At 72.7% G+C, this 19829-nt stretch carries 22 protein-coding genes and 1 riboswitch; of the genes, 7 read left to right on the forward strand and 15 right to left on the reverse strand.

The features are described from left to right. Positions 1 to 21 precede the first annotated feature (21 nt). Positions 22 to 1551: an outer membrane protein assembly factor BamB family protein gene (locus tag AC2AXK_RS01210; protein ID WP_484343506.1), complete on the forward strand. Its 1530-nt coding sequence runs from the start codon at positions 22 to 24 to the stop codon at positions 1549 to 1551. Here AC2AXK_RS01210 and AC2AXK_RS01215 read toward each other — a convergent pair. Continuing rightward, positions 1541 to 2647 carry an FAD-dependent oxidoreductase gene (locus tag AC2AXK_RS01215; RefSeq protein WP_484343507.1) on the reverse strand — a complete coding sequence of 369 codons (1107 nt, stop codon included), beginning with the start codon at positions 2645 to 2647 and terminating at the stop codon, positions 1541 to 1543. The genes AC2AXK_RS01210 and AC2AXK_RS01215 overlap by 11 nt on opposite strands. Positions 2648 to 2694: 47 nt before the next feature. After that, positions 2695 to 3021: a GNAT family N-acetyltransferase gene (locus tag AC2AXK_RS01220; protein WP_484343508.1), complete on the reverse strand. Its 327-nt coding sequence runs from the start codon at positions 3019 to 3021 to the stop codon at positions 2695 to 2697. A gap of 90 nt (positions 3022 to 3111) precedes the next feature. Here AC2AXK_RS01220 and AC2AXK_RS01225 point away from each other — a divergent pair, with 90 nt between their 5' ends. Then, a complete protein-coding gene (locus tag AC2AXK_RS01225) occupies positions 3112 to 3744 on the forward strand; it encodes a pentapeptide repeat-containing protein (protein ID WP_484343509.1) in 633 nt (210 codons plus the stop codon). On the opposite strand, the gene AC2AXK_RS01230 is transcribed toward AC2AXK_RS01225, so the two are convergent. After that, complete coding sequence (locus AC2AXK_RS01230) at positions 3741 to 4544, reverse strand: class I SAM-dependent methyltransferase (protein ID WP_484343510.1); 804 nt, start codon at positions 4542 to 4544, stop codon at positions 3741 to 3743. The genes AC2AXK_RS01225 and AC2AXK_RS01230 overlap by 4 nt on opposite strands. Positions 4545 to 4720: 176 nt before the next feature. Here AC2AXK_RS01230 and AC2AXK_RS01235 point away from each other — a divergent pair, with 176 nt between their 5' ends. From AC2AXK_RS01235 to AC2AXK_RS01245, 3 genes are all read left to right on the forward strand, one after another. Continuing rightward, positions 4721 to 5947 carry an RtcB family protein gene (locus AC2AXK_RS01235; protein ID WP_484343511.1) on the forward strand — a complete coding sequence of 409 codons (1227 nt, stop codon included), beginning with the start codon at positions 4721 to 4723 and terminating at the stop codon, positions 5945 to 5947. 63 nt (positions 5948 to 6010) lie between these two features. Continuing rightward, on the forward strand, positions 6011 to 7306 hold the full coding sequence (locus tag AC2AXK_RS01240) for an AAA family ATPase (protein WP_484343512.1): 1296 nt from the start codon (positions 6011 to 6013) through the stop codon (positions 7304 to 7306). A gap of 3 nt (positions 7307 to 7309) precedes the next feature. Next, positions 7310 to 8848 carry a tetratricopeptide repeat protein gene (locus AC2AXK_RS01245; protein ID WP_484343513.1) on the forward strand — a complete coding sequence of 513 codons (1539 nt, stop codon included), beginning with the start codon at positions 7310 to 7312 and terminating at the stop codon, positions 8846 to 8848. Between the two features lie 55 nt (positions 8849 to 8903). Here the strand turns inward: AC2AXK_RS01245 and AC2AXK_RS01250 are convergent, their stop codons facing one another. After that, complete coding sequence (locus tag AC2AXK_RS01250; protein ID WP_484343514.1) at positions 8904 to 10316, reverse strand: aminotransferase class V-fold PLP-dependent enzyme; 1413 nt, start codon at positions 10314 to 10316, stop codon at positions 8904 to 8906. Between the two features lie 48 nt (positions 10317 to 10364). After that, positions 10365 to 10478, reverse strand: a riboswitch (SAM riboswitch). 107 nt (positions 10479 to 10585) lie between these two features. Here AC2AXK_RS01250 and AC2AXK_RS01255 point away from each other — a divergent pair. Then, positions 10586 to 11020 carry a rhodanese-like domain-containing protein gene (locus AC2AXK_RS01255; RefSeq protein WP_484343515.1) on the forward strand — a complete coding sequence of 145 codons (435 nt, stop codon included), beginning with the start codon at positions 10586 to 10588 and terminating at the stop codon, positions 11018 to 11020. Then, the gene (locus AC2AXK_RS01260) at positions 11017 to 12237 is read left to right on the forward strand and encodes an O-succinylhomoserine sulfhydrylase (RefSeq protein WP_484343516.1); all 1221 of its coding nucleotides are present in this window, start codon (positions 11017 to 11019) and stop codon (positions 12235 to 12237) included. Before AC2AXK_RS01255 ends, AC2AXK_RS01260 begins: the two co-directional genes overlap by 4 nt. On the opposite strand, the gene AC2AXK_RS01265 is transcribed toward AC2AXK_RS01260, so the two are convergent. From AC2AXK_RS01265 to purD, 11 genes are all read right to left on the reverse strand, one after another. Beyond that, positions 12185 to 12913, reverse strand: a complete 729-nt coding sequence (locus AC2AXK_RS01265; protein ID WP_484343517.1) for an HAD family hydrolase — start codon at positions 12911 to 12913, stop codon at positions 12185 to 12187. The two genes, AC2AXK_RS01260 and AC2AXK_RS01265, sit on opposite strands and share 53 nt — an antisense overlap. After that, positions 12907 to 13425, reverse strand: a complete 519-nt coding sequence (locus tag AC2AXK_RS01270) for a hypothetical protein (protein WP_484343518.1) — start codon at positions 13423 to 13425, stop codon at positions 12907 to 12909. The genes AC2AXK_RS01265 and AC2AXK_RS01270 overlap by 7 nt, the downstream gene beginning before the upstream one ends. A gap of 55 nt (positions 13426 to 13480) precedes the next feature. Continuing rightward, positions 13481 to 13846: a hypothetical protein gene (locus AC2AXK_RS01275; protein ID WP_484343519.1), complete on the reverse strand. Its 366-nt coding sequence runs from the start codon at positions 13844 to 13846 to the stop codon at positions 13481 to 13483. 34 nt (positions 13847 to 13880) lie between these two features. After that, positions 13881 to 14384 (reverse strand): pyridoxamine 5'-phosphate oxidase family protein, encoded by a 504-nt coding sequence (locus tag AC2AXK_RS01280; RefSeq protein WP_484343520.1) that lies wholly within the window; start codon positions 14382 to 14384, stop codon positions 13881 to 13883. A gap of 130 nt (positions 14385 to 14514) precedes the next feature. Beyond that, positions 14515 to 14979, reverse strand: a complete 465-nt coding sequence (locus tag AC2AXK_RS01285) for a GNAT family N-acetyltransferase (RefSeq protein WP_484343521.1) — start codon at positions 14977 to 14979, stop codon at positions 14515 to 14517. A gap of 91 nt (positions 14980 to 15070) precedes the next feature. Then, positions 15071 to 15301, reverse strand: a complete 231-nt coding sequence (locus AC2AXK_RS01290) for a hypothetical protein (protein ID WP_484343522.1) — start codon at positions 15299 to 15301, stop codon at positions 15071 to 15073. 26 nt (positions 15302 to 15327) lie between these two features. Further along, positions 15328 to 16044 carry a phosphoribosylformylglycinamidine synthase subunit PurQ gene (purQ, locus tag AC2AXK_RS01295; protein WP_484343523.1) on the reverse strand — a complete coding sequence of 239 codons (717 nt, stop codon included), beginning with the start codon at positions 16042 to 16044 and terminating at the stop codon, positions 15328 to 15330. Continuing rightward, positions 16041 to 16307, reverse strand: a complete 267-nt coding sequence (purS, locus tag AC2AXK_RS01300; protein ID WP_484343524.1) for a phosphoribosylformylglycinamidine synthase subunit PurS — start codon at positions 16305 to 16307, stop codon at positions 16041 to 16043. Before purS ends, purQ begins: the two co-directional genes overlap by 4 nt. A 126-nt stretch (positions 16308 to 16433) precedes the next feature. Next, positions 16434 to 17447 carry a siderophore-interacting protein gene (locus AC2AXK_RS01305; protein WP_484343525.1) on the reverse strand — a complete coding sequence of 338 codons (1014 nt, stop codon included), beginning with the start codon at positions 17445 to 17447 and terminating at the stop codon, positions 16434 to 16436. A gap of 123 nt (positions 17448 to 17570) precedes the next feature. Continuing rightward, positions 17571 to 18518: a phosphoribosylaminoimidazolesuccinocarboxamide synthase gene (locus AC2AXK_RS01310; protein ID WP_484343526.1), complete on the reverse strand. Its 948-nt coding sequence runs from the start codon at positions 18516 to 18518 to the stop codon at positions 17571 to 17573. Beyond that, positions 18515 to 19810 carry a phosphoribosylamine--glycine ligase gene (gene purD / locus AC2AXK_RS01315; RefSeq protein ID WP_484343527.1) on the reverse strand — a complete coding sequence of 432 codons (1296 nt, stop codon included), beginning with the start codon at positions 19808 to 19810 and terminating at the stop codon, positions 18515 to 18517. The genes AC2AXK_RS01310 and purD overlap by 4 nt, the downstream gene beginning before the upstream one ends. Positions 19811 to 19829 lie beyond the last annotated feature (19 nt).

Raw genomic sequence — 19829 nt, forward strand, 5'->3', positions numbered from 1 at the left:
GATCCACTTAGTATGAGCGGCATGTCCCAGCCCTTCGGTCCGCCGCCGCCCCCACCGCCGCCCCCCGGGCACCTCCCGGACGGGCACGGTGCGTCGCACCAGGGCCCGCCGCACCAGGGCCCGCCGCACCAGGGCCCGCCGGCCCACCCGCAGAGCGTGGGGGCACGCCCGCCACGTCCCCGGGGCGTCGTGATCACCTGGGTCCTGGCCCTGGTCCTCGTCGTCGGCGCGGCCGCAACGGGGGCGCTCGCACTGACCGGGGTCCTCGGTCCGTCCGAGGACACGCAGGCCACGGAGGATGCCGAGGCCGCGGAGGACACTGAGGAGACGGAACGAGCTGACGACGACGCGTCCGACGACGAGGCCGACCAACCGCCGCCGAACGGCTCGGTCGCTCCTGACGGCACCTGGGCACCCGACGAGTGGACCGTGACTGCCGCGGACGTCGCAGCCTCGGGACTGGCGCCCGACGCCGGTGCGCTCGTCTTCTTCCCGCGGGAGAGCGGCGTGCCGGTCCTCGACGGGGTCGCGCTCATCCAGCTCTGGGCGAGCGAGACATCGGTCGGGCTCATCGGGGTCGATGCTGCGACGGGCGAGCACCTGTGGGTGCTCGACCTGGCGACGGACGGCGGCTACGCCCAGTGCTCCGTGCACACCTTCGACGAGTTCGTCTGCGTGGGCACGACCCCGGCCGACGAAGGCATCCTGTTCACGGTCGATCCGGACACCGGTGCGCGGACCGACCTCTGGTCCGGCGCGAAGGTCCTGCCGCTGATCTCGCCGGAGGGGTTCGTCACCCTCGACGGCGCTCGCGTCGAGATGTACGACACCCACGGCGACCCCCTGTGGACACATGACGTCAAGAACGCCTCGAACGTGCGCGTCACGGCCCTGACGGACGATCGACTGGTGGTCCTCACCTCCACGTCAGTCTCGCTCCACGACACGGAGGACGGCGCCGAGCTCTGGAGCAACCCCGTGAGCGGTTCGACCAGCGCGAAGATCCTCGACGACGGTTCGGTGTTCGTGTGGAGCGCAGCGGGGGTGCAGCTCTTCTCAGGAGACGGAGAGGAGCTTGTCGACGCGGAGGGCCAGTTCACGAACATCGACTGGTTCAGCACGACCGCGCCCGACGTCCTCGTCCTCCTGGACGACGAGGACGTCCGGGCCTTCTCGACGGCCGACGGCGACGAGGTCTGGTCGGTGGACAACCCGTCGATGCACTGGTCGATGACGTTCGACGACGTCGTGGTGCTCACCCGCACGGGCACCGACACGGTGACCGCTCTCAGCCTGGAGGACGGCGCGGAGCTGTGGAGCCTGCCCGTGGTGCCGTCCGCGATCACGACGAGTGACGGGGAGAACCTCCTCGTCCAGGATCTCACCGCGGTCACGGCCTACTCGTCGACCGACGGCACGGTCGCGTGGTCCGTGGACGCCGCCGACGTCGGGATCGATGCACTCGCGGCCGTCACGTCACACCACGGCCGGGTCGTCCTCTCGGGCGCCGACGCCGCCGGAGCGCTCGTCACGCACGTCTTCACGCCCTGACGGCGTGACCGGCGTCGGGATGCACGCCGCCGCTCGAGCGGGGGCGACCCCGCGCAGCCTGTGACGCCGCCACCGCAGCGGCCCGCCCGGTCCGTGTCGCCCCGATGGTCGACGCCCCGGCACCGTAGCCCGCGAGAAGGACGCGCGGGTCGCGGGCCACGCGTGCGCCGTCCGTCGTGATGCCACCGCCGGACTCCCGCAGGCGCAAGGGAGCGAGGTGCCTGACGACCGGTCGGAACCCCGTGGCCCAGAGGATCACGTCGGCCGGCACGACCTCCCCGTCGGGGAACACCACCCCGTCCTCGACGATCTCCGTGAACATGCCGTGGGACACGAGGATGCCGTCCTCGATCCCCCGCTGGTACTCCGGGATGAGCGGCAGGCCCGTCGCGGCGACGACGGACAGGGTCGGCAGCCCGGCGTCGGTGCGAGCGGCCACGCTGCGCTCGACGTCACGCCCCCACTCGGCATCGAACTCCCGCTCCCCGAACACCGGCGGCCGACGGGTCGCCCACGTCGTCGACGCACCGGCCGCAGCGAGCTGCAGCAGGAACTGCACCGCGGACGTCCCGCCGCCGACGACGACGACGCGCTGCCCGCGGAACTCCTCCGCGGACCAGAAGTCCCTCGTGTGCAGCTGCCGCCCGCGGAAGCGGTCGCGCCCCGGGTAGTACGGCCAGTGCGGCCTGTCCCACGTGCCGGTGGCGTTGATGACCGTCGCGGTCTCCCACGTCCCGGTGTCGGTGACGACGGTGAGCGGGCCAGTGGGTCCGTCGTCGGACCGCACCTCCCGGACCGTGACGGGCCGGTGCACCGGCAGGCCGAGGTCGTGCTCGTAGTCGCCGTAGTACCGGGCGACGACGGCGGACGCCGGCTCGGTCGGGTCCGGGGTGCCGAGCGGCGCACCGGGCAGGTCGTGGATCCCGTGCGCGGCGCCGAGGGTGAGCGACGGCCAGCGGTGCCGCCACGCACCACCCGGACCGTCGTTGGCATCGAGGACGACGAACGACGTCCCCGGCTCGTGGCCCCGCCGGAGCAGGTGGTACGCGGCCGAGAGGCCGGCCTGGCCGGCGCCGATCACCACCACGTCGAGCACGTTGCCTCCTCCGGTCGTCTGCCAGGGGAACCCCGCGGCGCGTGGGGCTATTCCGTCGCCGCGTCGGCGCCGCCGCCGAGCCGCGCGAGCAGCCCCTCCCGCACGCCCGGCCACTCCTGCGCGTGCGTCCAGTCGTAGAGCGACGTGCTCCCGCGCACGACGTCGTCGTCCCCGAGGACCGTGAAGGCAAGCCGTCCGGGCGTCGCGTGGGCCGCCTCGATGTCGTGCGTCATCGACGCCGTGGTGTCGGGGACCGCGACGGCCATGCCCGCCCAGAGCTCGTCGTCGACCATGTCCGCGAGCGCCGGGGCGTGCTCGACGGCGAGCGGGACGAGGCGGACCCCGTGGCCGGTGAGGATGGTGTCGTGGTGCATGCGGCAACCCTGCCAGAGGTGCCGGGCCTGGCTCAGCCTGTTTTCCGCGCGAGTGCCGTGGGCGTCGGTTGCGCGTGCCAGAGTGGAGCCATGGCCGACGAGACGACCCCCGACGACGCTTTCGACCCGCCCTCGACGACGCTCGAGCCAGAGGCCTACATCGAGGACGGCGTGTACGACGGTGTCGACCTGCGGGACGTCGACGCGTCGGACTCCCGGCTCATGGACTGCACGTTCAGCCGCACGAACCTCTCGGGCCTGCGGCTCGAGTCGGCCCGCCTCATGGACTGCACGTTCGAGACCGTGACCGCCGACTCCCTCGACGCATCGAGCGGCTCGTGGCAGACGGTGTCCGTGCGGTCGAGCCGCCTCGGTGGCGTCCAGGCGTACGGGAGCGAATGGGTGCGCGTGACGATCTCGGGCACGAAGATCGACTACCTCAACCTCCGGGACACCCGGCTGACAGGCGTGACGTTCGAGAACTGCGTCATCGGGGAGATCGACCTCACGGGAGTCCGTGCGAGCGACGTCCGATTCGTCGAGACCCGGGCGGACAGCGTCATCACCAAGAACGCCCAGCTGAAGAAGGTCGACCTCACGGGTCTGCGGATGTCGAAGATCACCGGGCTCGCAGGCCTCAAGGGCGCAACGATCAGCGCCGAGCAGCTCGACGACCTCGCTCCCCTGCTCGCGGGGCACCTGGGCATCGTCGTCGCGGACTAGCGCCGTGGTTGCGGACTAGAGACCGCCACCGGCTTCACGAGACGAGTCACCACGTACCTCGTCCGCCCGGTGTCGAACGCCTCGAACCCGCGCGACCCCTCGACCGCGGCGAAGCGCCGCATGAGCGGGTGCACCACCCGCGGGAGCCAGGACCCGATGAGCTCGCGCTTGCGGGTGTCGTCGCGCCGCAGCGCCGCCACCACTCCGTCCGTGACGTCCTCCTCGTGCTCCAGCACGAGCCCGGAACCCTGCAGCTGACGCATGAGCTCCGGCACGTCGTCGGCGGCCCGGAAGTCGGCGAACAGCAGCCGCCCGCCGGGGCGGAGCACCCGGCGCACCTCCGCGAGGAACGCGGGCACGGACGGGTAGCAGTGCGACGACTCGACGTTGAGCACGACGTCGAAGGATGCGTCCGGGAAGGGCATCGCCTGGGCGTCGCCCCGGACGAACCGCAGCCCGGGCGCCCGCCGGTGGGCGCGGCTCAGCCTCACCGCCGCGGCCGAGAAGTCGAGACCGACGACGGAGCGCGGCTGGTGGTGACGCGCGACGTACGAGCTCCCGCCACCGCGCCCCGACCCCACCTCGAGCACGTCGAGCCCCTCAAGGCTCACGTCGCCGATGGTCTGCTCGTACAGGTTGATGCACAGCCGGTCCGGCTCGTCCTCGGTCGACAGGACGAGGTCCCCGGCGTCGTCCACCGACGGCGCGTAGCCGTAGTTCATGAACGCCCACTCCGGCCGACGCACCCGCAGCGCGAGCACCTCGTACGCCGCACGCCACCCCAGACCTCGTCTGCTCACGCTCGCCCCCAGCTCGCCGTGGACACCGGCGTGCCGCCGGCGGTCCCCACACCCTGGCACACCGGGGTGCGCAGCAGCAGGCTCCGGCAAACAATTGCCTGGGCATCACAGCGCGCGCCCGGCTACGGTCGCAGACCCCGCGCCGCGACATCCGGCGCCCGTCCGAGAGAGCAGCCATGCACACCGAGTTCCCCGTCCCCCTGCCCGGCGCCCAGGCGTCCACCCTCATGTGGGCGCACCCCCACGAGGTCGAGCAGCAGGCGCTGCAGCAGCTGCGCAACATCGCGGCACTGCCGTGGGTCGAGGGCGTGCGTGTCATGCCCGACGTCCACCTCGGCAAGGGCGCGACGGTCGGGTCGGTCATCGCGATGCGCGACGCGGTCTCCCCGAACGCCGTCGGCGTCGACATCGGGTGCGGCATGATCGGCGTCCGCACGTCGCTCACCGCGGCAGACCTGCCCGACGACCTCGGGCCGCTGCGTGCCGCGTTCGAGCGCGCTGTTCCCGTGGGTTTCCATGCGCACTCGTCCCCGGTCGACGTCCGGCGCCTGCGTCCGGTCCACGCCGGGCCGGCCAGCGCCGCGTTCGTCTCCGGCACCGAGGCCCTGTGGCGGCGCTTCGAGACGCTGCACGGTGGTGTCCAGCAGCTCGAGCCCCGGGCGCGCAAGCAGCTCGGCACGCTCGGCGGCGGCAACCACTTCATCGAGCTGTGCGTCGACACCGACGACGTCGTGTGGCTGCAGCTGCACTCCGGGTCGCGGAACATCGGCAAGGAGCTCGCGGAGCGGCACGTGTCGATCGCCAAGGGCCTCGACCACAACCTCACGCTGCCCGACCGCGACCTCGCGGTGTTCCTCGCCGGCACCCCGCAGATGGACGCGTACCTCAACGACCTGCGCTGGGCGCAGGAGTTCGCGGCACGCTCGCGTGCGGTGATGATGGCGCTCGTCGTCGACGAGGTCCGGCGTGCCTTCGCCGGGCTCGACGTCCAGTTCGACGAGGCCGTCAACGTCCACCACAACTACGTCGCGGTGGAGCAGATCGACGGCGCCGAGCTCATCGTCACCCGCAAGGGCGCGATCCGGGCAGGCCGCGGCGAGCTGGGCCTCATCCCGGGGTCCATGGGCACGGGCTCGTACATCGTGCGGGGCCTCGGCAACGACGCGTCCTTCCAGTCCGCGTCGCACGGCGCGGGCCGGCGGATGTCCCGCACCCAGGCGAAGAAGCGCTTCACGACGACCGACCTCGCCGAGCAGACCGCCGGCGTCGAGTGCCGCAAGGACGCCGGGGTGGTCGACGAGATCCCCGGTGCCTACAAGGACCTCGACTCCGTCATCGCCGCTCAGTCCGACCTCGTCGAGGTCGTCGCACGGCTCCGGACGGTGCTGTGCGTCAAGGGGTGAGTGGGGACTCCTCACCGCTCCTGGCGCCGCCCCGGCCGCGACTGCGCCGGTAGGCTCCGGCGCATGAGCGACGCCCTGTTCACGAGCCTGTTCGCCGCCCTCGAGGCGGCCCCCTCGAACACCGAGCTGCGCCTGCAAGTGGCACGGCTCCTGCTCGAGCGGGGCCGCGTCGAGGACGCCGTGACCCACGCGGCGACGGCGCTCACCCACGAGCCGCGGTCGGCGGAGGCGCTCGCGATCCTCAGCGAGGCGACGTCGGCGCTGCGGTCTCCGGCGCCGGCTGATCCCGCCGGTCCGCCCGCGGCGGCACCCGCGGCGCCGACAGACGGTGCAGGCTTCGACTGGGACCGGGCAGAGTCCGACCTCGACGGCGTCGCCGTCCCGCCGCCCTTCGTCGACCCGGCGAACCCGGCGGACCCCGCCGCCGAGGGTGAGCCGCTCCTCGTCGCACCCGGCAGCGGGGAGGTCGCGCCCGTCGTCGACGAGTACACGACCCGCGTGACGCTCGCGGACGTCGGCGGCCTCGAGACCGTCAAGCGCCGCCTCCACGAGTCCTTCCTCGAGCCCATGCGCCACCCCGAGCTGGCGAAGGCGTTCGGCAAGTCCCTGCGCGGCGGGCTCGTCCTCTACGGCCCGCCCGGCTGCGGAAAGACGTTCATGGCGCGCGCCATCGCGGGCGAGCTCGGCGCCCGGTTCCTCACCGCGAACCTCTCCGACATCCTCGGCTCCCACTTCGGGGAGACGGAGAAGAACCTCCACGCGTTGTTCGAGCGGGCGCGCGCACTCACGCCCGCAGTCCTCTTCCTCGACGAGATCGACGCGATCGGCGCCAAGCGCTCGAGCATCGGCACCGGGTGGTCGGGCATGCGCGCCATGGTCGACCAGCTGCTCATGGAGCTCGACTCCATGACGGGGGACAACGACGGGCTCTTCGTGCTCGCCGCGACCAACAGCCCGTGGGAGGTCGACCCCGCGCTCATGCGCCCCGGTCGCTTCGACCGGACGCTGCTCGTCCTGCCGCCCGACGAGCCGGCCCGGGCAGCGATCCTCCACATGCACCTCGACCGGCGCCCCATCGCGGGCATCGACCTCGGCGAGCTCGTCCGCAGCACCGACGGGTTCTCCGGCGCCGACCTCGAGCACCTCGTCTCGTCGGCCGCGGAGCAGGCGATGCTCCGGTCGATTCACGCGGGCCAGGTCCAGCCGATCACGATGACCGAGCTGCGCCACGTCCTGCGCGAGATCAAGCCGTCGACGGGCGCCTGGATCGCGGCGGCCAAGAACGTCGTCGCGTTCGCCAACACCGACGGGCGGTACGACGACCTCGCGGAGTTCATCGCCTCCCGTGAGCGCCGCTGAGCCGTGACCGACACCGTCGACGCCGCGGTCTACCGCGTCGAGTCGTTCCTCGCGGTGGGTCAGGTGACCCGTGCCGACACCCTGGTGCGCGAGACGCTCGCCCAGCATCCCGGGGACGCGCGGCTGCTGCTCACGCTCGCCAGGCTCCTCGAGCACCAGAAGCGCTGGCCCGAGGTCATCGAGGCCGGCACCGCCGCGCTCGCCGCCGACCCCCGCCACGGGTCGGCCCACGCGGTCGTCGCGTGGGCCGCGATCCAGGTGGGCGACGCCGACCTCGTGACCCAGCACGCCTCTGCCCTTCTCGCCGCGGACCCGCAGCACGGTGTCGCGCACATGTGTCTCGCGTTCGTCGCGGCGACGCACCGCGGACCGGACCGGCGGGAGCGGGTCCGCCGCCACTACCGGCTCGCGCTCGAGCACGGCAGCGGGGAACCGTGGTTCTTCACCAACGCCGCGGCCGTCGAGCGTGCCGTCGGCGACACGGGCGAGGCCCGTCGGATCCTCGATGCCGGACTGGCGCAGCACCCCCAGGACAGGGAGCTGCTCGAGGCGCGCGCGAAGATCGGGACGACGGACGAGTCGCTGGAGATCATCACCGGCCTCCTCACCGGCTCACCCACCGACTCCACGCTGCAGACCACCTTCCATGCCGTGGTCTCGCGCCAACGCCGGCGCTTCCTCATGATGCTGTGGCTCGTGCCAGCGCTGCTCGCGACCGGGACGGCCCTCGTCGACGGACGCGGTCGCGTCGTGTGGGTCGCGCTCGTCCTCGTCGTGGCGGTGCTCGTCGGGTGCATCCGGTTCTCGTCGGCCGAGAAGCTGCCCATGTCGGTCCGCCGCGAGCTCGCGGCACGGACCCCGTGGCGCAGGGTGGTGCGCGGGTGCAGCACCGTCGCGATCCTCACCGGCACGGTGGGAGGTGTGGTGCTCGCGGGCGGCGGGATCCCCGGAGCGTGGCTGCTCCTGCTCGCGACCGCTGCGTGGGTCGGCGCGCGCGCCGCGAGCTTCTCGTACGAGGTGCGACGCGCGCGGAGCATCGACGAGGTCGCCGCGGCGAGCGTGGAGGCTGAGGGGACGGCGCCCGACGCGCGGTGGGCAGCCCCGGCCATGACGACGCTCGTGACCGACCGGACCGGTCGAGCTCTGTGGACGCCGGTCGTGCTCGTCCCGTTCGTGCTCGTGGCACTGTCCGATGCCGGCCCACCTGCGGACCTCGCTGCCCGGTCCGCCCTCGGTGTCATCGTCGCCGTCGTCGCGCTCACCGCGATCGCCGAAGCTGTCGTCCTTCAGCGCTGGAACCAGGCCGGGTGGTGGCGCCGTGTCCAGGCCGCTGTGCTCGCCCTGACCGCCACCGTGCTGCTCGTCCTTCTGCTCGTGACGTCGTTCGGTCGCCTCCAGGAGGCCACCCGGGCCTGGGGGGACGAGGAGCGCGACACCTCGGGCGAGACGGTGACGGTCCCACCCGGTTTCCACGAGCCCTCGACGACAGTGCCGCCGATCGAGCTCCCGAGGATCCCACCGATCACGGTCCCGGACTTCTAGGACCGCGCAGCGTCACCGGGCTGCGTCACCGGGGAGCGTCACCGGGTCGCGGGGTTCAGGCGTTCGCGAGCTCTGCGACGATCGCCTGGACCGGCGCCGGACCGCACGCCGACCCGCCCGCGCCGAGCGTCGCGGCCGCCGTCCCGACCAGCCCGGTGAGACCGGTCACCTGCGGCAGCGGACGAGGGTCGTCCACGACGGCCCAGCAGCCGTCGACGACCTCGTACTGCACGGTCGGACCGGCGGCGAGGTAGGACGCGAGCGCCCCGACCAACCGGTCGACCTCCTCGAGCACCGTCCCGACGCCGACGCTCGCGCGGATGGCTCCGGCGTCGTACCCGAGGCGGGACAGGAGCGGGTGTGCGCAGAAGCGACCGTCGCGCACGCCGATGCCGTGCTCGGCGGACAGGTACGCCGCGACGAGGCCGGGGTCGTGTCCCACGACGGAGAAGGTGACGACACCCACCGGGTCGACGGCGTCGGCCCAGGCACGCACGACCTCGACGCCCGGGATCGCTCCGAGCCCGGTGACGAGGCGGTCGCGCAGGATCGCCTCGTGCGCCTCGAGCTCCGCTGCGGGGACCGACGCGAGGGCGTCGCAGGCCGCCGCGAGCGCGACGGCGCCGACGACGTTGGGCGAGCCGGCCTCGTGCCGGGCGGGCGCCTTCGTCCACTCGACGTCGACGAGGCCCACCTGCCGCACGGCGCCACCCCCGGCGAGGTACGGCTCACCGGCGTCGAGCCAGTCGCGGCGTCCGACGAGCGCGCCGGACCCGAAGGGCGCGTACGTCTTGTGCCCGGAGAAGGAGACGTAGTCGACGCCGGTCTCCGCGAGCGAGAAGCGGCGGTGCGGGACGAGCTGGGCGCCGTCGAGGGCGACGCGCGCTCCGGCGTCGTGGGCGATCCGGACGAGGTCGGTGAGCGGCAGCGACTCACCGGTGACGTTCGAGGCACCGGTGACGGCGACGAGCGCATAGTGCGTGGAAGCGAGCTCGGCGCGCAACGCCTCGAGCGTCGCGGCGACGGACGACTCGCCCGTGAGGACGGTCGCGCCCCCGGCGCTGCGCTGCCACGGCAGGAGGTTGGCGTGGTGCTCGACGTCGAGGACGAGGACGCGCCCGGGCGTCCCGGACTCGTCCGTCGGGACACAACCGGCGAGCAGGTTGAGGGAGTCGGTCGTGTTGCGGGTGATGATCGTGACGTCGTCCTCGCGGGCGCCGACGAACTCGCCGATGGTCCGGCGGGCCGACTCATAGAGGGCGGTGGAGACCTGGGAGAGGTACCCGGCACCGCGGTGCACGCTCGCGTACAGCGGGAGCACCTCGGCGACCCGGTCGGAGACGGCGCGCAGCGCCGGCGCGCTGGCGGCGCAGTCGAGGTTCGCGTACGCGACGGTCCGGCCGTCGACGAGCGGCACGCGCGTCTCGGACCCGACGACGGGCAGACATCCTGTGGTGGCGATCGACATGGTGGTCCTCCGGAAAACTCCTGGGGGACCAGCGATGACGACGACCAGACCCCGCGCTTGCCGACGTCGGGCGACGTCGGCCAGGTCTTCACCCGGGGCACCCCACCGCGGAAGGAGGGTTGCCGGCCAGCAAGCCGGGGCTGTCTGCTGGCACTCGTGACCTGTCTCAAGGATCCGGAACGCCTCAGGACGTGTCAACGCGCGAGCCCCATTTGTCTTACATCCTGGACGGGCTGTCTCACGGCGGGGGTCGCGGGTGATCCTCGACCATGACCTACGCCGGAGACCTCACACCCCACGATGCCTGGGCGCTCCTCGCGGAGAACCCCGCCGCCGTCCTCGTCGACGTCCGCACCGAGGGTGAGTGGCGCCAGATCGGCGTGCCCGACGTGAGCGAGCTCCCCGGTGACCGAGAGGTCGCGTTCGTCCAGTGGGTGACCCCGGCCGGACCCAACGAGGACTTCCTCGCCGAGCTCGCGGCCGTCGGTGTGGAGCCGGGCGACGGGCGCCCGGTGGTCTTCCTGTGCCGCTCCGGCCACCGCTCCGTCGCTGCCGCGACCCGGGCCACCGAGGCGGGGTTCGGACCGTCGTACAACGTCCTCGAGGGATTCGAGGGTGACACCGACGCCTACGGTCAGCGGACCGTCAACGGCTGGGTGCGCCGCGGTCTGCCCGCGACGACGTACACCGGGGAACCGTCATGACCGACCGTGACCTCCGTCCCGCGACGCTCGCCGTGCGCGGCGGGCAGGTCCGGAGCAACTTCGAGGAGACGTCCGAGCCGCTCTTCCTCACCCAGGGATTCGTCTACGCCAGCGGCGCCGAGGCCGAGGCGGCCTTCGCGGGCGACGTCGACCACTTCATCTACTCCCGCTACGGCAACCCCACGGTCCACATGTTCGAGGAGCGCCTGCGCCTGCTCGACGGCGCCGAGGCCTGCTACGCGACGGCGACGGGCATGTCCGCGGTGTTCACGTCCCTCGCGGCGCTCGTGACCTCGGGATCGCGGATCGTGTCCGCCCGCGCCCTCTTCGGGTCCACCGTCGTGATCTTCGACGAGATCTTCGCCGGCTGGGGCATCACGGTCGACTACGTCGACGCCCACGAGCTCGACCAGTGGCAGGCGGCGCTGTCCACCCCGGCGGACGTCGTCTTCTTCGAGACGCCGTCCAACCCCATGCAGGACATCGTCGACGTCGCGGCCGTGTGCGAGCTGGCCCACGCCGCGGGAGCCGTCGTCGTGCTCGACAACGTGTTCGCGACGCCCGTGCTGCAGCGGCCGTTCGAGCTCGGCGCCGATGTCGTCGTCTACTCCGCCACGAAGCACATCGACGGCCAGGGCCGCGTCCTCGGCGGCGCGATCCTCGGCTCGAAGGAGTACATCGACGGGCCGGTGCAGAAGTTCATCCGCAACACCGGGCCGTCCCTCAGCCCATTCAACGCATGGGTGCTGCTCAAAGGACTCGAGACCCTGAGCCTGCGGGTCCATGCCCAGACCGCCGCGGCGCTGCGCATCGCCGAGCACCTCGAGACCCTGCCCGGGATCAGCCGGGTGCGCTACCCGTTCCTGCCGTCGCACCCGCAGTACGAGCTCGCCCGGAAGCAGCAGACCGGTGGCGGCACGGTCGTGACGTTCGACCTCGAGGTGCCCGAGGGCACCGATGCGGACACCGCCAAGAAGCGCGCGTTCGCGTTCCTCGACGCGCTCGAGATCGTCGACATCTCCAACAACCTCGGCGACGCGAAGTCCCTCATCACGCACCCTGCGACGACGACGCACCGGCGGCTCGGCCCCGAGGGGCGCGCCGCCGTCGGCATCGCGGAGACGACCGTGCGCCTGAGCGTCGGCCTCGAGGACCCGCTCGACCTCATCGAGGACATCGAGCGCGCACTCGGGCGGGAAGCTCGACGAGCGACCTGATGACGGGATAGCGCCGGTGCGCAGCCAGCCCTGAACGGTGCCGGTCGAGCCACACCGCGTCCCACCCTGCCGCGAGCGCGCCCTCGACGTCGGTGGCGGCACTGTCACCGACCATCACGCAGTCCGCCGGCGCGACCCCGAGCGCCTCCGCGACGGCGTCGAAGCACGCCCGGTCGGGCTTGGCCGCCGGGAGCTCCGACGATGCGAAGAGCCCGTCGACGAGCGGCGCGACGCCGATGCGCGCGAGCTTGTCCTGCTGCTGGGCGTGGTCCCCGTTCGTCAGGACGACCACGCTCAGGCCCGCTGCGCGCAGTGCGGCGAGGGCCGGCCCGACGTCGTCGAACGCGGCCCAGGCTGCCCGGTAGTGCGCCAGGTACCCGTCGAAGGTGGCGTCGAGCCGGCGGTCGTCCCATCCGGCCGCGCCCGGCACGAATGCCCTGATGCGCGCGCGGCGCTGCTCCTGGAACGTGCAGCGGCCCGCCCGGTACTCCTCGAACGCCTCGGCCTCGAGCGCCCGCCACCGGTCGAGGTGGTGCGCCGCCTGATCGTCGGGCAGCCCGAGCTCGACGCCGAACGCGCGGCACCCGGCAGCCGCCGAGCCGCTGTGGTCGAACAGGGTGTCGTCGAGATCGAGCACCACCGCCCGGTGCCCGGCACCGGGCTCCTGCGTCACCACGACGGGGACGGCCCCGAGACCATGGACGGCTCTGACGAGTCCGCAGTCGGCTCCGGCCAGCGCGGCCTGCCCGCGGCGGCCGAGCGCAGCAGGCGCACGCCCAGGTACCCGCACGTCGAGCCGAACGTCAGCAGGACGAACCCCCCGATCACGGCCGGGACGACGGTCGTCTCACCGCCGCCTGTGCGCACGGCGTTGACGACGACCGCGACGAGCGCCGCGCCGAGTGCGAGCGCGACGAGCAGGAGCAGCACCCCCACCACTCGCCCCAACCCGATCTCCAGCCGACCGACCTCACGGAGCGCCGGCCCGGAAGCGGGCGGTTGGGCGGGCGGCGCCGTCGGATCGCCGGGCGCCAGGCGCCGGTCTGCGTCCCTCGCGGGAGCACCACGCCCGAACGTCTCCTCGAACGGCTCGAGCCGGGCCTGGCGCCGCCGGCGCCGGCTCACGGACTGGTGGACGCTGAGGACGGCGACGGACGCGGTGCCCAGCACGAACGCTTCTGTCAGCACAGGACGAGGGTAGCGCCACGGTCGAGGCGCGCGACGTCGAGGAGACGCGCGGATCTCACCCCGAGCGCGACGGTCTCCCACCCGAGCGCGACGGTCTCCCACCCGAGTCCGCGATCGAGGCCGGTCCGGCGGGGACCGACGTGGGATGCCGTCGTCGGGCGCACCACCGGAGCAGCCGGATACCGACCACGGCGAGCGTCAGACCGACGATGGCAGGCACGGCCCAGACCAGGAGGATCATGACGACGCTGAGCACGGCCCTCCCCGCACTGTCCTCGACGGGGTCGGTGATGAAGGCGGCCACGACGGGCCCGGCCCCCACCCCGATCACCACCAGCAGGAGCAGCACGCCGAGAACGAGACCGAGAGCCGTCTCGAGGCGTCCGTACGGGCGCCGATGTCGGCTCCGGGACCGGGTCACCGCTCGAGCGTGACGCTCCGGCGCCACGGCCCCGTCAGAGGTGGACGGTCTCGTTCTCGCCACCGTCGTAGCGCTCACCCTTCCTCTTCGCCTTGAGCAGGCTGAGCACCGTCGCGACACGGCCCGGCCCCTTCCAGTACTCGGCCGTCTCCCCGTGCACGACGACGAGAGCGACACCCGGTGACAACGGCCCGTCAGGGAACCATGCCTGAGCGGACCGGCTCCAGTGCGCCTCGATCTGGAGCGGGTCCGTGACGACCTCCGCCGGCCCGGACACGGAGAGCCACGCGGTGCTCGTCGCGAAGGAGACGTTGGCCCCGGAGCCGGCGCGGATCTGCTGCACCTTGGTGCTGTCGAGGTCCGTGAAGAACCACAGGTCGCCGTCGAAGTCGATGTCCTGCACACCCATCGGGCGGGACACGAGGCGGCCGTCCGACGCGACGGTCGTGAGCATCGCGATGTGCGCGTCCTTGACGATCTCCGTGACCAGGCGCATCGTCTCGTCGTGGGTGGTCGTCCCGTCGGTCTGATCGGTCATGGTGCCTCCTCGGCAAGGGCTCACCGCCCGCTGCGGCGCGCCCGTGCCGTCCACGGTAGGCAGGGATCCGCCGGCCCGCAGGGCGAACCGTCGCGGGCGGCAGACGCCGTGGGCGCGGCCGGCTCCCGGCTCAGACGTCGGTGAGGAGGTGCACCTCGTAGCAGACCGAGGACTCGTGCTCCACGTACGGTCCGTAGCGGGCGATCGGCGTGTACCCGTGGGCGCGGTAGAGCGCGGCCGCCTCGACGAGCAGGTCACCGGTCTCGAGGACGAGGTGCGTCAGCCCGTCGGCACGGGCACGCGCGTGCAGCTCCCGCAGCAGGACGTGACCGAGCCCGCGGCCACGAGCCTCCGGAGCCACGTAGATCCGCTTGATCTCTCCGACCCGTCCCGTCCCGACCTCCGGGTACCAGCCGGTGACTTCCTGCACGGCGCCGCAGCCGACAGCGCGACCGTCCAGGCGCACGACGACGTTCGCGAGAACGTGCTCGCCCCTCGGCACCGGCCCGGGTTCCTCCTCGTCGCCGTAGCGCCCGGCGATCTCGGCGCGCTGCGCGTCACGCAACGTCCCGGCCTCGACGTCGTCCCACGGCACGACGTCGAGGGAGACGAGCCCAGCGGCCGTCAGGGTTGGCGGAACGCCAGCGCGAGGACCAGCGGTGCGAGCACCGCTGCCGGTCGAGGCGTCAGTCGCCGCCACCGCCACCGCCGCCGTCTCCCCCGCCGCCGTCCCCACCCGAGGAGTCACCGCTGTCGCTGCTCCACCAGCCCCCACCATCGGAGCCGCTGTCGCTCGAGTCGCCGCTCCGGCGGGGACGGCCGGCACTGGACGCCCTCCCACCCCACACGGAGATCGCCACGAGGCCGACAATGACGATCCCGACGATGCTGACCCCGATGATCTCCTGCATGTCCATCCGTTCCCGTCGTCGAGCGAGGCGCGTCAGGCCCGAACGAGCGTGCTGAGCACCGAGGTGAAGAACTTCAGCCCGTCGGTCCCGGCGCGCGGTCCGGCGTCACCGGCGGTGCCGAAGCCGACCTCGACCGCGTGCTCGGGGTGCGGCATGAGCCCGACGACGTTCCCGGCCTCGTTCGAGATTCCGGCGATCCCGCGGCGCGAGCCGTTGGGGTTCCAGCCGGAGTAGCGGAACACCACGCGGCCCTCGCCCTCGAGCTCGTCGAGGGTGTGCTCGTCGGCGACGAACTGGCCGTCCTGGTTCTTCAGCGGGACGGTGATCTCCTCACCGACCGTGAAGTCGCGGGTCCACGCCGTGCTCGCATTCTCGACCGTGAGGGTCTGCTCGCGGCAGATGAAGGCGAGGTGGTCGTTCTTCACCATCGAGCCGGGCAGCAGGTGCGTCTCGGTGAGGATCTGGAACCCGTTGCAGATGCCCAGGACGGGCAGGCCGCCCTTGGCCGCGTCGACGAGGGTCTCCATGATCGGCGCGAAGCTCGAGATCGCACCGGCGCGCAGATAGTCCCCGTAGGAGAAGCCGCCGGGCAGCACGACGGCGTCGACCTCCTTGAGGTCGGAGTCCGCGTGCCACAGCGGGACCGCCGTGCCACCGGCTAGCCGGACGGCGCGTGCTGCGTCGCGGTCGTCGAGCGTCCCGGGGAACGTGATGACGCCGACGCGGGCGTCGGTGAGCGCCCCGGTCACAGGCCCTTGACCTCCACGGCAGCGTCGACGACGTTGACGACGTCCTCGATGACGGGGTTGGACAGGACCCGCTCGGCGGCGGCGCGCGCCGCCGCGAGGACCTCAGGGGTGACGTCGCCGTCGACCTCGAGCTCGAACCGCTTGCCCTGGCGGACGCTCGTGAACCCGGTGAACCCCAGCCGTGGCAGCGCCCCGGCGACGGCCTTCCCCTGCGGGTCGAGGATCTCGGGCTTGGGCATGACGTCGACGACTACGCGTCCCACGGGGACTCCTCGTGCTCGGTACGGGCGCAGTGCTTGGTGCAGTGCGGGCTCAGCGGTGATCTTATCGCCCTCCTCACCCGAGGATCAGGGCCGTCCCCCGGGCTGAGACGCACGCGTTCCCGGGCGTCAGTTCTCGGCGCGACCGCGTCGCCAGTACCCCATGAAGGCGACGGAGCGACGGTCGATCCCGAGGTCCCGGACGAGGTGCCGGCGGAGCTCACGAACGACCGCGGCCTCGCCGGCTATCCACGCGTAGCAGTCGCCGAGCGGCCCGGTCTCGTCGGAGTGGTAGAACGGCGTGTCCCACAGGATGGTGGCGTCGATGTCGACGTCCTCCGGCTCGCTCCCGGCGAGCGCATCAGCAGCGGCGAGGATCTGCGCGGCAGCCGCCCGCTCCTCCTGCCGGGCCTGCAGGCACGCACGGACCGCGGCGTCGAGCCGTTCTCCGTGGGGGTGCACCGTGCCGTCGGCCGTGTGCCTCGGCAACCACGTGACCGACACACCGTCGGGCACGGTGACCGGCAGGACGTCGTCGTCGCCAGGGACCTCGATGTAGGCGTGCGCGCGGCTGCCCGCGGGCAGGGACTCGACGATCGCGCTGATCGCCGGCGCGGCCGTCTCGTCGCCGGCGAGGATGAGCGTCGTGGCCGTCGCGGGCGGCGCCCACTCGATCCCGCCCGCAGGACCGTCGTGGAGGAGGTTCGGTCCGTTGAGGACGCACGCGTCGCCCGGGCGGACGGTGGCGACCCAGCGGGCCGCAGGGCCGGGCATGCCGCCGTCGTCGGGGTGCAGGACGAAGTCGACGTCGACCTCGCCGAGCCCCGAGGCGTTGAGCACCGCCGGCCGGGTCGCGCGCACGGTGTACGTGCGGAACGGGTTGCGACGGTCCTCCGGGAGCGCACGCCACTCCTGGTACCAGGACGCTGACTGGAAGTCCTCGGCGCGGGGCACCGAGCCGTCGGGAGCGGGGAGGACCAGCTTGATGCGCTGGTCGAGGCCGTCGCGGCCGAACTCGTCGAGGTCGTGACCGGTGAAGGTCACGCGCAGGAAGGACGAGGTCAGACGGTTGACGCGGCTCACCCTGACGTCGAACGCCCGGTAGGCCGGCTGGGTGCGCTCGACGGTCGCGAGAGTGGTCATGCACCCGAGTATGGCATGCCTAACCTCGCATGGGTATGCCTCTCCTAACTTGAGCTTCGGGGCCTCCCTCAGAGGACATCCGACGCGTCCACGGCCAGGCACGGCCGGGCGCGCAGCTCCGGGTCACGCGAGGTCGGAGCCCGTGATCCGTCGGTAGGCATCGAGGTAGCGCAGCCGGGTCGCCTCGACGACCTCCGCGGAGAGCTCCGGCGGCGGCGCGTCGCCCGCGCGGTCCCACCCGGACGCGGGCGAGACGAGCCAGTCCCGGATCGGCTGCTTGTCGAAGCTCGGCTGGGCGCGCCCCGGCTCCCACTCGTCGACCGGCCAGAACCTCGAGGAGTCCGGGGTGAGCACCTCGTCGCCGAGGACGACCGCGCCCGTCACCGGGTCGACCCCGAACTCGAGCTTCGTGTCCGCGAGGATGACGCCGCGCTCCCGCGCGATCGCCTCCGCGCGCGCGTACACAGCGAGCGTGAGGTCCCGCAGGCGCACCGCCTGCTCGTCCCCGATCCGCTCGGCGACGACCTCGAGGCTGACGTTCTCGTCGTGCTCCCCCACCTCGGCCTTCGTGGCGGGGGTGAAGATCGGCTCCGGCAACCGCGAGCCGTCCACGAGCCCGGCGGGCAGCGCGACCCCGCACACCGACCCGCTCTCGCGGTACTCGACGAGGCCCGACCCCGTGAGATAGCCGCGAGCCACGCACTCGACGGGGAACATCTCCAACCGACGGCAGATCATCGCGCGGCCCGCGACGACGTCGGGGACGAGGCCGTCGCCCGGCATCGCTGACGCTGCGGTGGTCACCACGTGGTTGTCCACGAGGTCGGCGAGCTGCTCGAACCACCACAGGCTCAGCTGGGTGAGCACGGTGCCCTTGTCCGGGATGGGGGGCGACAGCACGTGGTCGTACGCGCTCACCCGGTCGGACGCCACGACGAGCAGGACGTCCCCCAGCGGGTGCACGCCCGAGTAGTGGGTGAGGTCGGGTTCGTAGAGGTCACGGACCTTGCCGGAGTAGACGTGCAGCCAACCCGGGAGCTCCGGGGCGTCCGCGGCGAACCCCGCGCTCATCGGACGCCGCCGACAGCAGCACCCGCCGCGGCCGCCGCCGCGATGTCGGTGCGGTGGTGGGACCCGGGCAGCACGACCGCGTCCACGCCGCGGTAGGCGAGGCGGCGCGCCTCGGCGAGGTCGTCCCCCACGCCCACCACAGACAGCACGCGCCCGCCGGCGCTCACGAGCCCGCCCTCGCCGTCGTCCGCGGTGCCGGCGTGCAGCACGTGCACTCCCGGCACGGCTGCGGCCTGGTCGACGCCCGTGACCGGTCGGCCGTGGACCGGGGCCGCCGGGTATCCGTCGGCCGCGACGACGACCGTCACGGCCGCGCGGTCGCTCCACCGCAGCCGCGGCAGCTCCGCGAGACCACCCGTCGCCGCCGCGAGGAGCAGCGCCGAGAGCGGCGTCTCGAGCCGGGACAGCACCACCTGCGTCTCCGGGTCCCCGAACCGCGCGTTGAACTCCACGACGCGCGTCCCGCGGCTCGTCAGCGCGAGCCCCACGTAGAGGACCCCGACGAACGGCACGCCGCGCGCGCGCATCTCGTCGATGGTCGGCTGCGCGATCCGGGTGACGACCTCCTCGGTCAGCCCCTCCGGCGCCCACGGCAACGGGCTGTACGCGCCCATGCCACCCGTGTTCGGGCCGCGGTCACCGTCGAAGGCACGCTTGAAGTCCTGGGCGGGCGCGAGCGGCACGACGTGCTCACCGTCGCTGATGCAGAAGAGCGAAACCTCCGGGCCGTCGAGGAACTCCTCGACGACGACGCGGGGGTCGCCGCCACGGTCGGGGTTCGCGAAGCACTCCTGGGCGTGACGGATCGCGTCGAGCCGGACGTCCGTGACGACGACGCCCTTGCCCGCGGCCAGCCCGTCGTCCTTGACGACGTACGGCGGACCGAAGGCGTCGAGCGCGTCACCCACCTGGTCGACGGTCGAGCACACGTACGCCTGGGCGGTCGGGACCTCGGCCGCCGCCATGACGTCCTTGGCGAACGCCTTGGATCCTTCGAGCCGCGCGGCGTCGGCGGACGGTCCGAACACCGGGATCCCGGCCGCGACCACGGCGTCGGCGACACCCGCGACGAGCGGCGCCTCCGGGCCCACGACGACGAGCTCGGCCCCGATCTGCCGGGCGAGCGCAGCGACCGCAGCACCGTCGAGCGCGTCGACGGCGTGGAGCCGGGCGAGTCGAGCGATCCCGGGGTTCCCGGGAGCCGCGTGGAGCTCGTGCGCGGGAATCTCCTGCGCGAGCGAGTGGAGGATGGCGTGCTCGCGAGCACCGGAGCCGACGACGAGGATCTTCACAGGCGGGAGTTTAGCCGTG

It is taken from the genome of Sanguibacter sp. Z6_81 (genome assembly GCF_057180625.1).

What these genes read in the sequence shown, in the direction of transcription:
- AC2AXK_RS01210 (WP_484343506.1), top strand. Translation starts at nt 22, where the DNA reads ATGTCCCAGCCCTTCGGTCCGCCGCCGCCCCCACCGCCGCCCCCCGGG.
- AC2AXK_RS01220 (WP_484343508.1), bottom strand. Translation starts at nt 3,021, where the DNA reads ATGCACCACGACACCATCCTCACCGGCCACGGGGTCCGCCTCGTCCCG.
- AC2AXK_RS01225 (WP_484343509.1), top strand. Translation starts at nt 3,112, where the DNA reads ATGGCCGACGAGACGACCCCCGACGACGCTTTCGACCCGCCCTCGACG.
- AC2AXK_RS01235 (WP_484343511.1), top strand. Translation starts at nt 4,721, where the DNA reads ATGCACACCGAGTTCCCCGTCCCCCTGCCCGGCGCCCAGGCGTCCACC.
- AC2AXK_RS01240 (WP_484343512.1), top strand. Translation starts at nt 6,011, where the DNA reads ATGAGCGACGCCCTGTTCACGAGCCTGTTCGCCGCCCTCGAGGCGGCC.
- AC2AXK_RS01250 (WP_484343514.1), bottom strand. Translation starts at nt 10,316, where the DNA reads ATGTCGATCGCCACCACAGGATGTCTGCCCGTCGTCGGGTCCGAGACG.
- AC2AXK_RS01255 (WP_484343515.1), top strand. Translation starts at nt 10,586, where the DNA reads ATGACCTACGCCGGAGACCTCACACCCCACGATGCCTGGGCGCTCCTC.
- AC2AXK_RS01260 (WP_484343516.1), top strand. Translation starts at nt 11,017, where the DNA reads ATGACCGACCGTGACCTCCGTCCCGCGACGCTCGCCGTGCGCGGCGGG.
- AC2AXK_RS01280 (WP_484343520.1), bottom strand. Translation starts at nt 14,384, where the DNA reads ATGACCGATCAGACCGACGGGACGACCACCCACGACGAGACGATGCGC.
- AC2AXK_RS01290 (WP_484343522.1), bottom strand. Translation starts at nt 15,301, where the DNA reads ATGGACATGCAGGAGATCATCGGGGTCAGCATCGTCGGGATCGTCATT.
- AC2AXK_RS01305 (WP_484343525.1), bottom strand. Translation starts at nt 17,447, where the DNA reads ATGACCACTCTCGCGACCGTCGAGCGCACCCAGCCGGCCTACCGGGCG.
- AC2AXK_RS01310 (WP_484343526.1), bottom strand. Translation starts at nt 18,518, where the DNA reads ATGAGCGCGGGGTTCGCCGCGGACGCCCCGGAGCTCCCGGGTTGGCTG.